Origin of the sequence: Streptomyces sp. NPDC002669, from assembly GCF_042889165.1 — a bacterium.
In the GTDB taxonomy this organism is placed as follows: Bacteria; Actinomycetota; Actinomycetes; order Streptomycetales; family Streptomycetaceae; genus Streptomyces.
In genome coordinates, this window is the sequence record NZ_JBIAQQ010000003.1 from 195242 (window position 1) to 210171 (window position 14930).

The window sequence follows — 14930 nt, forward strand, 5'->3', positions numbered from 1 at the left end:
GATCGGTCACCGACCGGAGGACCGGAGCGTCAGCTCTGGCCGCCCGCCAGCTTCTCGCGCAGGGCAGCCAGGGCCTCGTCCGACGCCAGGGCGCCGGAGTTGTCCGCGGACTCCGAGGAGTACGAGCCGCCACCGCTGCCGCCGGAGGCAGCCGGGGCGCCACCGGCCGGGGCGGCAGCGCCCTCGGCAGCAGCGGCCTCGTCGGCCTCGCGGGACTTGATGACCTGGGCCTGGTGCTGCTCGAAGCGCTGCTGCGCCTCGGCGTACTGCGTCTCCCACGCCTCGCGCTGAGCCTCGTAGCCCTCGAGCCAGTCGTTGGTCTCGGGGTCGAAGCCCTCGGGGTAGATGTAGTTGCCCTGGTCGTCGTAGGACGCGGCCATGCCGTACAGGGTCGGGTCGAACTCGACCGAGGCCGGGTCGGCACCGAAGGACTCGTTGGCCTGCTTCAGCGAGAGGCTGATGCGACGACGCTCGAGGTCGATGTCGATGACCTTGACGAAGATCTCGTCGTTGACCTGGACGACCTGCTCCGGGATCTCCACGTGGCGCTCGGCCAGCTCGGAGATGTGGACCAGACCCTCGATGCCCTCGTCGACGCGCACGAACGCACCGAACGGAACGAGCTTGGTGACCTTACCGGGAACGACCTGCCCGATCTGGTGCGTGCGGGCGAACTGCTGCCACGGGTCTTCCTGCGTCGCCTTGAGCGACAGGGAGACGCGCTCGCGGTCCATGTCGACGTCGAGGACCTCGACCGTGACCTCCTGGCCGACCTCGACGACCTCGGAGGGGTGGTCGATGTGCTTCCAGGACAGCTCGGAGACGTGCACGAGACCGTCGACGCCGCCGAGGTCCACGAACGCACCGAAGTTGACGATCGAGGAGACGACGCCGGAGCGGACCTGGCCCTTCTGCAGGGTCGTGAGGAACGTCTGGCGGACCTCGCTCTGGGTCTGCTCCAGCCAGGCACGGCGGGACAGGACCACGTTGTTGCGGTTCTTGTCCAGCTCGATGATCTTGGCCTCGAGCTCCTTGCCCACGTAGGGCTGGAGGTCGCGGACGCGGCGCATCTCGACGAGGGAGGCCGGCAGGAAGCCACGGAGGCCGATGTCGAGGATGAGACCACCCTTGACGACCTCGATGACGGTACCGGTGACGATGCCGTCCTCTTCCTTGATCTTCTCGATCGTGCCCCAGGCACGCTCGTACTGAGCGCGCTTCTTGGACAGGATGAGGCGGCCTTCCTTGTCCTCCTTCTGGAGAACCAGGGCCTCGATCTCGTCGCCGACCTTGACGACCTCGTTCGGGTCGACGTCGTGCTTGATCGAGAGCTCGCGGGAGGGGATGACGCCTTCGGTCTTGTAACCGATGTCGAGCAGGACCTCGTCCCGGTCGACCTTCACGATGACGCCGTCGACGATGTCGCCGTCGTTGAAGTACTTGATCGTCTCGTCGATCGCGGCGAGGAAGGCTTCCTCGTTACCGATGTCGTTGACCGCTACCTGCGGGGTGGTGGCGGTGGTCTCGGTGCTGCTCGTCATGTGGGAAAGGGCTCCGGTACGGACAGTGAGTCGTAGGTACTGCTACGCCGGGAGCCCTTATCACTTCTGCAGAAGCCGGACAGCTCGGGAAGTGCCGAACCCGCCGGGCGGGAGGCGCCTCGTGAACCGAGGGGACATACAACAGATGCGAGCGCGGCCTGCTAGGTCTGAGGCGCACAGGCTCGCAGCGCAACTTGTAGCATACGGGGGCAGCCGGGCACGGTCAATGCGCGAAGGCGCACACCGGGGGCGCAAGGGCCCATATCCGGCACAACTCGTGTTCCCCCGGGGCCGCCTCGGCACCGGGAGACGCTCCGGGCGCACGGAACGCCCTCATGGATACCCCCGAGTACGTACCGCGTGCGGCGGGGTGAAGGCAAACTACAACGACGGACACGATGAGCCAAGAGATCTACGCGGCCGAACCCGAAGCGACCCGTCGCCAGGCGTCGGAGACCGAGAGCAGCCGGGCCAGTCGCGGCTGGTGGGACCGGAACGCCGACGAGTACCAGAGCGACCACGGCGCCTTCCTGGGCGACGACCGGTTCGTCTGGGGCCCGGAGGGGCTCGACGAGGCCGAGGCCGGCCTGCTCGGCCCCGCGGCTTCGCTGGACGGCCTGGCCGTCCTGGAGATCGGCGCGGGCGCCGCGCAGTGCTCGCGCTGGCTCGCCGCCAGGGGCGCCCGCCCGGTGGCCCTGGACCTCTCGCACCGGCAGCTCCAGCACGCGCTGCGGATCGGCGGCGGGGTCCCGCTGGTGGAGGCGGACGCCGGGGCGCTGCCGTTCCGCGACGGCTCGTTCGACCTGGCGTGCTCCGCCTACGGCGCGGTGCCGTTCGTCGCCGACCCCGTGCGGGTGTTCCGCGAGGTGCACCGCGTGCTGCGCCCCGGCGGCCGCTGGGTCTTCTCGGTGACGCACCCGGTCCGCTGGGCGTTCCCGGACGAGCCGGGGCCCGAGGGGCTCTCGGTCGCGGCCTCCTACTTCGACCGCACCCCCTACGTCGAGCAGGACGAACAAGGCGACGCGGTCTACGTCGAGCACCACCGCACGCTCGGCGACCGGGTGCGCGACGTGGTGGCCGGCGGCTTCCGGCTGGTCGACCTCGTCGAACCGGAGTGGCCCGCCTGGAACACCCAGGAGTGGGGCGGCTGGTCCCCGCTGCGCGGCAACCTGATCCCCGGCACGGCGATCTTCGTCTGCGTGCGGGACTGACGGCCCGCGCGGACACGGGACCGCGGGGGCGCGGCCGGTCCCGGGGTGCGGCGGGCGGGGCGGCCCGTACGAGACTGGGGGCGTGATCCGTACCGACGCCCTGGACCGACTGCCCGTCCGCACCGCCGTGCCCGCCCTGGAGCGGGCGCTCGACGACCGCGGTGTCGCGGTGCTGTGCGCGCCACCCGGCACCGGCAAGACCACCCTCGTGCCGCTGGTCCTGGCCGGTCTGACCGGCGGCGGCCCGGTGCGCCGGGTGGTGGTCGCCGAGCCGCGGCGGATCGCGGCCCGGGCGGCGGCGCGGCGGATGGCGTGGCTCCTCGGGGAGCGGGCCGGCGGACGGGTCGGCTTCACGGTCCGCGGGGAGCGGCTGGTGGGCCCCGGCACGGTGGTGGAGGTGGTCACCACCGGGGTGCTGCTCCAGCGGCTCCAGCGCGACCAGGAGCTGGCCGGGATCGACGCGGTGATCATCGACGAGTGCCACGAGCGGCACCTGGACGCGGACACCGTCGCCGCGTTCCTGCTCGACGTGCGCGAGGCGCTCCGCCCCGACCTGCGGCTGGTCGCGGCCTCCGCGACGACGGACGCGCAGGGCTGGGCCCGGCTGCTGGGCGACGCCCCGGTGATCGAGGCGTCGGGCGTGTCACATCCGGTGGAGACGGTCTGGGCGCCGCCCCCGGCGCCGGTCCGCCCGCCGCACGGGATGCGGGTCGATCCGGCGCTGCTGGCGCACGTCGCCGCGACGGTGCGCCGGGCGCTGGCCGAACGGGCCGGCGACGTGCTGTGCTTCCTGCCCGGTGTCGGTGAGATCGGGCGCGTGGCGGGCCTGCTGGCGGGCGTGGCCGCCGAGGTGCTCCAGGTGCACGGGCGGGCCCCGGCGGCGGTGCAGGACGCGGTGCTGGCCGGGTCCTCGGAGGGCCGGCGGGTGGTGCTGGCGACCTCGGTGGCGGAGTCGTCCCTGACGGTGCCCGGCGTGCGGGTGGTGGTCGACTCGGGGCTGGCCCGGGAGCCGCGCACCGACCACGCCCGGGGGCTGGGCGCGCTCACCACCGTACGGGCCTCGCGGGCGGCGGGCCGGCAGCGGGCGGGCCGGGCCGGACGGGAGGCGCCGGGGACGGTGTACCGGTGCTGGGCGCAGGCGGAGGACGGGCGGCTCGCCCCGTTCCCGTCCCCGGAGATCCGGGTCGCAGACCTGACCGCGTTCGCCCTCCAGGCGGCGTGCTGGGGCGATCCGGACGCCTCGGGCCTCGCGCTGCTCGACCCGCCGCCCGCGGGTGCGATGGGCGCGGCGCGCGAGGTGCTGACGGCGGTCGGCGCGGTGGACGCGGACGGGCGGGTGACCGGCCGGGGTGTCCGGATGTCCCGGCTCGGCCTGCACCCGCGGCTGGCCCGGGCGCTGCTGGACGGTGCGCCCGAGGTGGGCGGGCGGCGGACGGCCGAGGTGGTGGCGCTGCTGAGCGAGGAGCCGCCCCGGGAGTACGGGGACGACCTGGCCGCCGCGCTGCGGACCGCGCGGCGGGGCGGGGACGGCTACGCGGCGCGGTGGCGGCAGGAGGTGCGGCGGCTGTCCTCCTTCGTCGCGGACGCGGGCGGGGGTTCGGGGCCGGACGACGCGGCCGCGGGCCTGGTGGCCGCGCTGGCCTTCCCGGAGCGGGTGGCGCGGGCCCGCGGCGAGGGGGCGTTCTTGATGGTGTCGGGGACGGGTGCGGAAACCGGGGAGGGCTCGGGGCTGCGGGGCGCGCCCTGGCTGGCGGTCGCGGTGGCCGACCGGCCGGCGCACGCGGCGTCCGCGCGGGTGCGGCTGGCCGCGGTGATCGACGAGGACACGGCGCGGGCGGCGGCCGGGCACCTGCTCCGGAACGGCGAGGAGGTCGGCTGGGCGGACGGCGACGTGGTGGCCCGCCGGGTGGAGCGGCTGGGCGCCGTGGAGCTGTCGGTGCGCCCGCTGAAGGCACCGGCGCCGGAGGCGGTGCGCGGGGCGCTGGTCGAGGGGCTGCGGCGGGAAGGGCTCGGACTGCTGCGCTGGACACGGGATTCGGAGCAGTTGCGGGAGCGGCTGGCCTTTCTCCACCGGGAGCTGGGCGCGCCCTGGCCGGACGTGGCGGACGGGGCGTTGCTGGACCGTACGGAGCAGTGGCTGGAGCCCGAGCTGTCCCGGGCCCGGCGCCGCCTCGACCTGGGCCGGATCGACGCCGGGCAGGCGCTGCGGCGGTTGCTGCCGTGGGCGACGGGGGAGGCGGCCCGGCTGGACGAGCTGGCGCCGGAGCGGATCGAGGTGCCGAGCGGTTCGCGCGTCCGGGTGGAGTACGGCGGGGCCCAGCCGGTGCTCGCGGTGAAGCTCCAGGAGATGTTCGGCCTGACGGAGAGCCCGCGGCTGGCCGGGGTGCCGGTCCTGGTCCACCTGCTGTCCCCGGCCGGGCGTCCCGCCGCGGTCACCGCCGATCTGGCCTCGTTCTGGCGGGACGGCTACCGGGCGGTCCGGGCGGAGCTGCGCGGCCGGTACCCGAGGCATCCGTGGCCGGAGGACCCGACGACGATGGCGGCGACCCGGTTCACGACGTCACGGCTCAGGCGGGAGCAGGGGCAGCAGGGATAGGGGCGGGGTCCGGTGTCCCGTCCGGCCGCCGGGAGCGGGCCTCCAGCCACAGGGCGAGCCCGAACAGCGCGACGCCGAGGACCAGGGAGCCCACGGGCAGGTACGAGGTGAGCAGCAGGACCAGCAGCCGCTGGGACTTGACCAGGGCGACGACCGAGTCGACGTAGTCCGGGCGCATCTTCACGTGTCCGGCGAACACGGTGACGGTCTCCTCGGACAGGCCCAGCGACTTGGCGTTGCGCAGCTCCTCCCGGTGGACCTCCTCACCGTTGACGGGCGCTCCGGTGACCGGGTCCACCCAGAACATCCGCCTGGTGGTGTACCAGCGGGTCAGGCCGGTCTTCGCGATCTGTTCCGGGGTGATCGCGATCGGCATCTTCTTCGGCATCGGGACCTCGGTCCACGGGATGGTCTGCTCGAAGTAGTAGACCTCCATGCCGTGGAAGGTGCGGGTGCCCCGGTAGTGGATGGGCGAGCTGGTGCGGGTCTGCGCGTCGAAGTACTCGTAGTCGCGCTTCTCGGTGAGGAAGGGCCACTTGAACTCGATGCCCTCGCGCCTGACCGGGTCGCCGTCGACGGATTCGCCGGTGGCGTGGACGGGGGCCTGGCTGTGCGCGTCGAAGATGTACCGCTCGGGGATCTGGGAGACCATCTTGCCGTCCGGTCCGGCCACGAAGCTGAGGGCGTCCCAGACGACGACGTCGCGGCCTGCGGTGCGCTCGATCCGTTCGGACTCCTCCACGTTGCCCTTGAGGGTCTGCACGATGGTGACCCGGGGGACCGTCTTCACCTTCATGCCGTCGTTGTAGTCGAGGAGGGTGGCGGGCTTCGCCTCCAGCACCGTCTCCTGGTACTGGCTGGGCGGGATCTTCGCCAGCCTCGGGAAGGCGTACCAGCGCAGCAGTGGCGACATGGCGGCGAAGAAGACGGCGAAGGCCAGGAGTACGAGGCTGGCTCGGCGGCGCATGGTGGTGCCCTCCCTCAGCTTCTGTTGCTTCTTCCGGTGGCTACTTCTTGGGGCCCGGCACGGTGGTCAGGAGGGGTTCGGGCGAGGTCTCCCCGGGCGGGGCGCCGATCGCGGCGACGGTGAAGACGAGCGCGAGGGCTGCGGCCAGCCCGATGGCGGCGGCGACGAGGGCACGCATGCCGGTCCTCCCGGAGAACATCGATCTGATGGGCCGTCAGGGTTGGGGCACCGTAGCAATCCGGGCGCGAGATGAGAACACGTGCAACAGCCCCTCCGCCGCGGTGGCGAAGGGGCTGTCGGGGTGCGCGGCCGGCCGGCCGGTCAGGCGGCGGTGCTCCCGGAGGGCTCGGGGCTCGTGGACGGCTCCGGGCTCGTGGACGGCTCGGGGCTCGTGGACGGCTCCGGGGTCCCGGAGGGGTCCGGCGTCCCGGAGGGGTCGGACGCCTCGACCTTCAGCTCGATGACGACGGTGGCCCCGCCCTCGGTGGTGAGCCGCAGTCGGTACGTGCCCGCCGTGCCGTCGGCGTAGATCTTCGGGAGCTTCAGGGTGCCGTCGGCGCCGGTCCGCAGGCCCGCCAGGGTGCGGACCGCCTTGCCGTCCTCGCCCTTGAAGTACGGGCCCTTGTCGTTCTCGGCCGGCTTCTCGGCGTCGGTGATCATGGTGGCGGTGACGGCGACCCCGGCCGCGGCCTTGCCCTTGTAGGTCGCCTTGGCCTCGACGGTGTCGGCGAACTCGGCGCCGGGCGCCGCGGTCAGCGCCTTGCTGTCGGTCCTGGCGATCGCGTCGGCCCGGCGGGCGGTGACGGTCGCCTTGTAGGTGACGGGGGACACCGAGCGGCCGGTGGCGGCGGCCCGCACCGTGAACGTGCCCGTCTTCTCGCCCGCCCGCAGCACCGGGGCGGTGACGGTGCCGTCGGTCCCGGTGGTGAGGGTGGCCGACTTCTTCCCGTCGGCGAACGCCGCGTCCGTCTCGCCGGTGATCGTGAAGGTCACGGAGACCTTGGCGAGCGGCCCGCCGCGGCCGTTCTCGGCCCGCACCTTGATCCGCTCGGCGAATGCCTCGCCCGCGGTGGCGGCCAGCGGGCCGGTGCCGGCGTTCTTCACGGCCGCGAGGGTCTCGGACGGCTTGGGGTCGGGCTTGGGGCTGCCCGTGCCGTCGCCCGGCTTCGGGTCCGGCTTCGGCGTGTTCCCGGGCTTCGGCTTGGCGGAGCCGGACGGCGAGGGGCCGGGGCCCGTCCGGTCCGGGGTCGTGCCGCCGCCGAGGCCGGGCGGCAGGGCGCCGGTGCCGTCGGGGATCTCGTGGGTGCCGCGCCCGTAGTAGTCGAACCAGGAACGCACCGTACGGAGATAGGCGTTCGAGTGGTTGTAGCTCAGGACCGCCCGGTCGAGGTCCCCGGCCAGGGACAGGTCGCGGGAACCGGCGCAGAGGTAGCGCCCGGCGGCGAGCGCCGCGTCATAGATGTTGTTGGGGTCCTTGCGGCCGTCGTCGTTGCCGTCCTGACCCCAGGTCGCCCAGGTGGACGGGATGAACTGCATCGGACCGACGGCGCGGTCGTGGGTGCTGTCCCCGTCGTACGCCCCGTTGTCGGTGTCCTTGATCATGGCGAAGCCCCGGCCGTCGAGGACCGGGCCGAGGATCGGCGAGAACGTGGTGCCGTTCGCGTCGACCCGGCCGCCGCGCGCCTGGCCGGACTCGACCTTGCCGATCGCGGCGAGCAGTTGCCACGGCAGCCGGCAGGCGGCGTCGCTCGTGGAGATCTCCCGCTCGGCCTTCTTGTACGCGGCCAGGATCGAGGCCGGTATGCCGGCCTCCGAACCGCCGACGAGGGGCAGTCGGGTGCTGGTCCCCGGCTTGTCGGGCGTGTTCAGCGGGGGCAGTTCCGTGTAGTACGGCGAATTGCCGGTGGCCGCGCTCTCGTCGGGCGAGGGGGTCGTTCCGGCGGCCTGCTGGTCGCCGCTCCCGGAGACCAGTGGCGAGCCGGGAGCCCCCGAGGCGGAGAGTGCCGCCACCACGGCGGCGGCCACGGCTGTCGTGGTCGCTCCCTTGCGAAGCCGGCGACCGAACTGCGCTGCCATACCTCTGGCCCCTCCCCTTCGACGACTGTCCGCGCCCCCAGCGGCAGGACTCAGGCGACCCTACGGCAACTCGTACCGCCGGAACACCGCGTGCCGACCGGTTCTTACCTGTTTTTCACGTTCCCGACAGCAAGTTGTACGGCGGTGAGCCCGCAGGTGACGGCGGCGGCCGTACGGCGGTGGTCACCGCGGCCACGCACCCGCGAACGGTCTTCACCGTTCACGCATACTTGCCGCCATGCCCTTCACACTCAGTCATGCCGCCGCCGTGCTGCCGGTGCTGCGGCGGAACGGGACGGCGCGCGGCCCGCTCCTCGCGTCCGCCCTCGTGGCGGGTTCGTTCGCACCCGACATGACGTACTACGCGGACACCGCGGTTCCCGGCGCCATGGAGTTCGGACAGGTCACCCACGCGGTGTGGGGCGTGCTCACCGTCGACGTGCTGATCACCGCGGCCGTGGTCGCGCTGTGGCTGCTGTTGCGCGAACCGCTGGTGGCGCTGCTGCCGACGGCCTGGCAGGGGCGGGTGCACACGTTCCTGAGGGGGCGGCACGGGCCCTGGCGCCCCCGGGACTGCTGGTGGTTCGCCCTGTCGGCGGCCATCGGGGCGGCCACCCATGTCGGCTGGGACGCCTTCACCCACCACGACCGGTGGGGGGTGCGCCTGGTACCGGTGCTGTCCGGGAGCGTGGCCGGCCATCCGGTGTTCCAGCTGGTGCAGTACGGCAGTTCGGCCGTGGCCCTGGTGCTGCTCGCCCGGTTCGCCGTGTCGGGGCTGCGCGCCGCCGGGGCGCGGCCGATCCCGCCGTCCGTGCCGGTGCTGAGCCGTCGTGAGCGGTGGGCGGCGGGGGCGCTGCTGGGTGTCTGCGTACTGGGCGGCGTGGCCCACCGGTGCGTGCGCTGGTACGCGTACTTCGGGCGGGTCGACAGCCCGCTGGACATCATCCCGACCATCTGCTTCGGGGCGGGGGCGGGGCTGGCGGTGGGCCTGGTGCCGTACGGGGTGTGGATGCGGCTGCGCCGTCCCCGCCCGGCCGCGCCCTCCGGCCGCCGGACGGACGACCGGGACCCCGCCCGCCCCTGACGCAACGGAACGGCACGACGGCACGAACAGCCTTCCGCCCGACGCGCGGACGGGCCCCTCGGTGCGCGGGCGGCCGTTCGGGCACGGCCTCCCCCTCGGCGCACGGACGGCCCGGAGCCCGCACGGGCCCCGGGCCGTTCGGCACGGTCGGATCGTCAGTGCGCCGCGGACTCCCAGTCCGCTCCGACGCCCACCGAGACGTCCAGCGGGGCGCGCAACTGCACCGCCGTGGACATCTCGTGGCGGAGGATCTCCTCCACCCGGGCACGCTCGCCCCCGGCGATCTCCAGGACGATTTCGTCATGGACCTGGAGCAGCATCCGCGACTTCAGCTCCGCCTCGGTCAGCGCCCGGTCGACCTGGAGCATGGCGACCTTGACGATGTCCGCGGCCGTGCCCTGGATCGGTGCGTTGAGCGCCATCCGCTCGGCCATCTCACGGCGCTGGCGGTTGTCGCTGTTGAGGTCGGGGAGGTAACGGCGGCGGCCGAAGACCGTTTCCGTGTAGCCGGTGGCCCTGGCCTCCTCCACCACCCGGTGCAGGTAGTCGCGCACTCCGCCGAACCGCTCGAAGTAGGTGTCCATCAGGCCGCGCGCCTCGCCCGCCTCGATGTTCAGCTGCTGGGAGAGGCCGAACGCGGAGAGCCCGTACGCCAGCCCGTAGCTCATGGCCTTGATCTTGCGGCGCATCTCCGGGTCGACGGCCGACTTGTCGACGCCGAAGACCTGGGATGCGACCGTGGTGTGCAGGTCCTCGCCGGAGGTGAACGCCTCGATCAGGCCCTCGTCCTCGGACAGGTGGGCCATCACCCGCAGTTCGATCTGGCTGTAGTCGGCCGTCATCAGCGTCTCGAAGCCCTCGCCGACGACGAAGCCCCGGCGGATGGCCCGGCCCTCGTCCGTACGGACGGGGATGTTCTGCAGATTGGGGTCGGTGGAGGAGAGCCGGCCCGTCGCCGCCACCGTCTGGTTGAACGTGGTGTGGATGCGGCCGTCCGTCGCGACCGTCTTGACCAGGCCCTCGACCGTGACCCGCAGCTTGGCCTGCTCGCGGTGGCGCAGCATGATCACCGGCAGCTCGTGCTCCGTCTGCCCGGCGAGCCAGGCCAGGGCGTCGGCGTCCGTCGTGTACCCGGTCTTGGTCTTCTTCGTCTTCGGCAGGCCCAGCTCGCCGAAGAGGACTTCCTGGAGCTGCTTGGGCGAACCGAGGTTGAACTCGCGGCCGACCGCGGCGTGCGCCTCCTTCACCGCCTGCTGCACCGCACCGGCGAACTGCTGCTCCATCCCCTCCAGATGGGCCCGGTCGGCGGCGATGCCGTACCGCTCCATCCGGGCCAGCAGGGCGGACGTCGGCAGCTCCATGTCGTGCAGCAGCCGCTCCGCGCCGACCTCGGCCAGCCGTGCGGTGAACGCCTCGCCCAGGTCCAGGATCGCGCGGGCCTGCGCCATCAGCGCCTCGGCCTCCGCCTGGTCCTCCGCGCCGAAGGCCAGCTGCCCCTCGGACGCGGCGGCGGGCGCCAGCTCCCGGCCCAGGTACTCCACCGCCAGCGCGTCCAGCGCGAAGGAACGGCGCCCCGGCTTGACCAGGTAGGCGGCCAGCGCCGTGTCCATCGTGACGCCGTCGACCCGCCAGCCGTGCTCCGGGAAGACCCGCATCGCGCTCTTCGCGTTGTGCATCACCTTGGGCCGGGCCGCATCCGCGATCCACGCGGCGAACGCCTGCTCGTCGGCCCCGTCGATCTCGGCCGGGTCGAACCAGGCCGCCGCACCGTCCGCCGCGGCGAGCGCGATCTCGGTGACCGCGCCACTGCCCAGGGCCCAGGTGTCGACCGTCGCGACGCCGAGCGGCCGGTCGCCGTGCTCGGCCAGCCAGGGCGCCAGGTCGCCCGCGCCCAGCACCGCACCGTCCAGCTCGACGCCCGCGGCGGGCGCCGGGGCCTCGTCCTCGGCCGCGCCCGGGTCGACGGCCAGCAGCCGCTCGCGCAGGCTCGGGTTACGGATCTCCAGCACGTCCAGCACACCCGTCACCGCCGTGCGGTCGTACGGCGCGCGCTCCAGGTCCTGCGGGGCCTTCGGCAGCTCCACGTCACGGACCATCTCCGTCAGCCGGCGGTTCAGCCGCACCGCGTCCAGGTGGTCCCGGAAATTCTGGCCCGCCTTGCCCTTGACCTCCTCGGCCCGCTCCACCAGATCGTCGAACGAACCGAACTGGTTGATCCACTTCGCGGCGGTCTTCTCCCCCACGCCGGGAATGCCCGGGAGGTTGTCCGACGGGTCACCGCGCAGCGCCGCGAAGTCCGGGTACTGCTGCGGCGTGAGCCCGTACTTCTCCTCGACCTTCGCCGGGGTGAAACGGGTCAGCTCCGAGACGCCCTTGGTCGGGTACAGCACCGTGACGTGGTCCGTGATCAGCTGGAACGAATCCCGGTCCCCGGTGACGATCAGAACCTCGAAACCGGCCGCCTCCGCCTGCGTGGCCAGCGTGGCGATGACGTCGTCCGCCTCGAAGCCGTCCACCGCGAACCGGTCGACGCGCATCGCGTCCAGCAGCTCGCCGATCAGCTCGACCTGCCCCTTGAACTCGTCCGGGGTCTTCGAGCGGTTCGCCTTGTACTCGGGAAACTCCTCCGAGCGCCAGGTCTTGCGGGAGACGTCGAACGCCACCGCGAAATGCGTCGGCGCCTCGTCACGCAGGGTGTTCGCGAGCATCGACGCGAAGCCGTACACCGCGTTCGTCGGCTGCCCCGACCCGGTCGTGAAATTCTCCGCGGGCAGCGCAAAGAACGCCCGGTACGCCAAGGAGTGCCCGTCCATCAGGAGCAGGCGCGGTCGGTTGTCTGCCGTCTTCTTCGATGCCGTCTCAGCCACGCCCCCGATCCTGCCACGGACCACTGACATTCCCGACCGGACACCGCTCCCCCCACCCTTGTCGGTGCCGCGTGACAGGATCGTGGGAGGAACACGCACGGCACCGGCGCGTACGGTGCGCGCAGGTTCGCAGTCGGCTCGAAGGGGAGCACGCAATGGCCACCAAGCCGCCCACAGGTGACCCGGTCCAGGACGCGCCGCAGGTCGGCGAGGCGCAGCACGCCGCCGCCGGTCTGCCCGCCGTCGCCCACAGCCTGCTCGTGGCCCGGCAGCAGATGGGGGTGCGGCGCACCGCGCAGACCCTCCTCAAGGTCAACCAGAAGAACGGCTTCGACTGCCCCGGCTGCGCCTGGCCCGAGGGCGACAAGCGGCACACGGCGGAATTCTGCGAGAACGGCGCCAAGGCCGTCGCCGAGGAGGCGACGCTGCGCCGGGTCACCCCCGACTTCTTCGCCGCGCACCCCGTCGCCGACCTCGCCACGCGCAGCGGCTACTGGCTGGGCCAGCAGGGCCGGATCACCCAGCCGATGTACCTCCCCGAGGGCGCCGAACGGTACGAGGCGATCGACTGGGAGCGCGCCTTCGACATCATCGCCGAGGAGCTGCGCGCGCTCGACTCCCCCGACGAGGCCCTCTTCTACACCTCGGGCCGCACGAGCAACGAGGCCGCGTTCCTGTTCCAGCTGTTCGCCCGCGAATTCGGCACCAACAACCTCCCCGACTGCTCCAACATGTGCCACGAGTCCTCCGGCTCGGCACTGACGGAGACCATCGGCGTCGGCAAGGGCAGCGTCACCCTCGAAGACCTCCACCGGGCCGACCTGATCATCGTCGCCGGGCAGAACCCCGGCACCAACCACCCCCGGATGCTCTCCGCCCTGGAGAAGGCCAAGAACGCCGGAGCGAAGATCATCTCGGTGAACCCGCTCCCCGAAGCCGGCCTGGAGCGCTTCAAGAACCCGCAGACCCCCCTCGGCATGATCCGGGGCACCGCGCTCAACGACCTCTTCCTGCAGATCCGCATCGGCGGCGACCAGGCGCTCTTCCGCCTCCTCAACAAGATGATCCTGCAGACCGAGGGCGCCGTCGACGAGACCTTCGTACGGGAACACACCCACGGCTTCGAGGAGTTCGCGGCCGCCGCCCGCGAGGCCGACTGGTCGGAGACCCTCACCGCCACCGGCCTCGACCGCGAGACCATCGAGAAGGCCCTGGCCATGGTCCTCGCCTCGAAACGCACCATCGTCTGCTGGGCCATGGGCCTCACCCAGCACAAGCACTCCGTGCCGACCATCCGCGAAGTGGTCAACTTCCTCCTGCTGCGCGGCAACATGGGCCGGCCCGGCGCCGGGGTCTGCCCCGTCCGGGGCCACTCCAACGTCCAGGGCGACCGCACCATGGGCATCTTCGAACGCCCCTCCCCCGCCTTCCTCGACGCCCTCGACAAGGAATTCGGGATCACCTCGCCGCGCCACCACGGCTACGACGTCGTCCGCTCCATCCGGGCCCTGCGCGACGGCGACGCCAAGGTCTTCATCGCCATGGGCGGCAACTTCGTCGCGGCCACCCCCGACACGGACGTCACCGAGGCCGCCATGCGCCGCGCCCGCCTCACCGTCCACGTCTCCACCAAGCTCAACCGCTCGCACGCCGTGACCGGCACCCGCGCGCTGATCCTGCCCACGCTGGGACGCACCGACAAGGACGTCCAGGCGAGCGGCAAACAGTTCGTCACCGTCGAGGACTCCATGAGCATGGTCCACGCCTCGCGCGGCAACCTCACCCCCGCGAGCCCGCACCTCCTCTCCGAACCCGCCATCGTCGCCCGGCTCGCCCGCGCCGTCCTCGGCCCCGGATCGGCCACGCCCTGGGAGGAGTTCGAGAAGGACTACGCGACGATCCGCGACCGCATCTCCCGCGTCGTCCCCGGCTTCGAGGACTTCAACGCCCGCGTCGCCCGCCCCGGCGGCTTCACCCTCCCGCACGCCCCGCGCGACGAACGCCGCTTCCCCACCGCGACCGGCCGGGCCAACTTCACCGCCGCCCCCGTCGAGTACCCCGAACTCCCGCAGGGCCGGCTCCTGTTGCAGACCCTGCGCTCGCACGACCAGTACAACACCACGATCTACGGCCTCGACGACCGCTACCGCGGCATCAAGGACGGCCGCCGCGTCGTCCTGGTCAACCCGGAGGACGCCCACGCCCTCGGTCTGGCCGACGGCGCGTACACCGACCTCGTGAGCGAGTGGAAGGACGGCGTGGAACGCCGCGCCCCCGGCTTCCGCGTCGTCCACTACCCGACCGCCCGGGGCTGCGCCGCCGCCTACTACCCCGAGACCAATGTGCTGGTCCCCCTCGACTCCACCGCCGACACCAGCAACACCCCGGCCAGCAAGTCCGTCGTCGTCCGCTTCGAGAAGACCCGGACCTGAGCCGCCCGGGGCCGAACCGCGCGCGGGCCTGGAAGCCCGGCGCCTGGACCCGGCAGCGCACTGCGCGAGCGGCCCTAAGCGTCCGCTCAGCCGTCTGATAAGAACGATGTACACAGCACTGACGCCGTGAACCACCGCAGACGATCGGAGCCGGCC

At 72.6% G+C, this 14930-nt stretch carries 9 protein-coding genes; 4 read left to right on the forward strand and 5 right to left on the reverse strand.

All coding sequences use genetic code 11. The features are described 5' to 3' along the window. Positions 1-29 precede the first annotated feature (29 nt). Positions 30-1541, reverse strand: coding sequence for a 30S ribosomal protein S1 (gene rpsA, locus ACFYW1_RS05725; RefSeq protein WP_148834231.1), 1512 nt, complete (start codon positions 1539-1541; stop codon positions 30-32). Positions 1542-1939: 398 nt separating this feature from the next. Here rpsA and ACFYW1_RS05730 point away from each other — a divergent pair, with 398 nt between their 5' ends. Together ACFYW1_RS05730 and hrpB are read left to right on the forward strand one after the other, a co-directional pair. Continuing rightward, positions 1940-2752 carry a class I SAM-dependent methyltransferase gene (locus ACFYW1_RS05730; protein WP_388987495.1) on the forward strand — a complete coding sequence of 271 codons (813 nt, stop codon included), beginning with the start codon at positions 1940-1942 and terminating at the stop codon, positions 2750-2752. A gap of 82 nt (positions 2753-2834) precedes the next feature. Continuing rightward, positions 2835-5348, forward strand: coding sequence for an ATP-dependent helicase HrpB (gene hrpB / locus ACFYW1_RS05735; RefSeq protein ID WP_388987498.1), 2514 nt, complete (start codon positions 2835-2837; stop codon positions 5346-5348). Here hrpB and ACFYW1_RS05740 read toward each other — a convergent pair. The 3 genes from ACFYW1_RS05740 to ACFYW1_RS05750 all read right to left on the reverse strand — a co-directional run bounded on the left by ACFYW1_RS05740 (position 5320) and on the right by ACFYW1_RS05750 (position 8391). Next, a complete protein-coding gene (locus tag ACFYW1_RS05740; RefSeq protein ID WP_388987501.1) occupies positions 5320-6315 on the reverse strand; it encodes a DUF3068 domain-containing protein in 996 nt (331 codons plus the stop codon). The genes hrpB and ACFYW1_RS05740 overlap by 29 nt on opposite strands. A gap of 40 nt (positions 6316-6355) precedes the next feature. After that, the gene (locus ACFYW1_RS05745) at positions 6356-6493 is read right to left on the reverse strand and encodes an SPW_0924 family protein (RefSeq protein WP_148834237.1); all 138 of its coding nucleotides are present in this window, start codon (positions 6491-6493) and stop codon (positions 6356-6358) included. A 143-nt stretch (positions 6494-6636) separates the two neighbouring features. Next, positions 6637-8391 carry a lytic murein transglycosylase gene (locus tag ACFYW1_RS05750; RefSeq protein WP_388987504.1) on the reverse strand — a complete coding sequence of 585 codons (1755 nt, stop codon included), beginning with the start codon at positions 8389-8391 and terminating at the stop codon, positions 6637-6639. A gap of 238 nt (positions 8392-8629) precedes the next feature. On the opposite strand from ACFYW1_RS05750, the gene ACFYW1_RS05755 reads away from it, so the two are divergent. After that, the gene (locus ACFYW1_RS05755) at positions 8630-9475 is read left to right on the forward strand and encodes a DUF4184 family protein (RefSeq protein ID WP_388987506.1); all 846 of its coding nucleotides are present in this window, start codon (positions 8630-8632) and stop codon (positions 9473-9475) included. Positions 9476-9630: 155 nt separating this feature from the next. Here ACFYW1_RS05755 and polA read toward each other — a convergent pair whose 3' ends face one another. After that, positions 9631-12342 (reverse strand): DNA polymerase I, encoded by a 2712-nt coding sequence (gene polA, locus ACFYW1_RS05760; RefSeq protein WP_388987509.1) that lies wholly within the window; start codon positions 12340-12342, stop codon positions 9631-9633. A gap of 155 nt (positions 12343-12497) precedes the next feature. On the opposite strand from polA, the gene ACFYW1_RS05765 reads away from it, so the two are divergent. Next, positions 12498-14774: an FdhF/YdeP family oxidoreductase gene (locus tag ACFYW1_RS05765; RefSeq protein ID WP_388987512.1), complete on the forward strand. Its 2277-nt coding sequence runs from the start codon at positions 12498-12500 to the stop codon at positions 14772-14774. Positions 14775-14930: the final 156 nt, after the last annotated feature.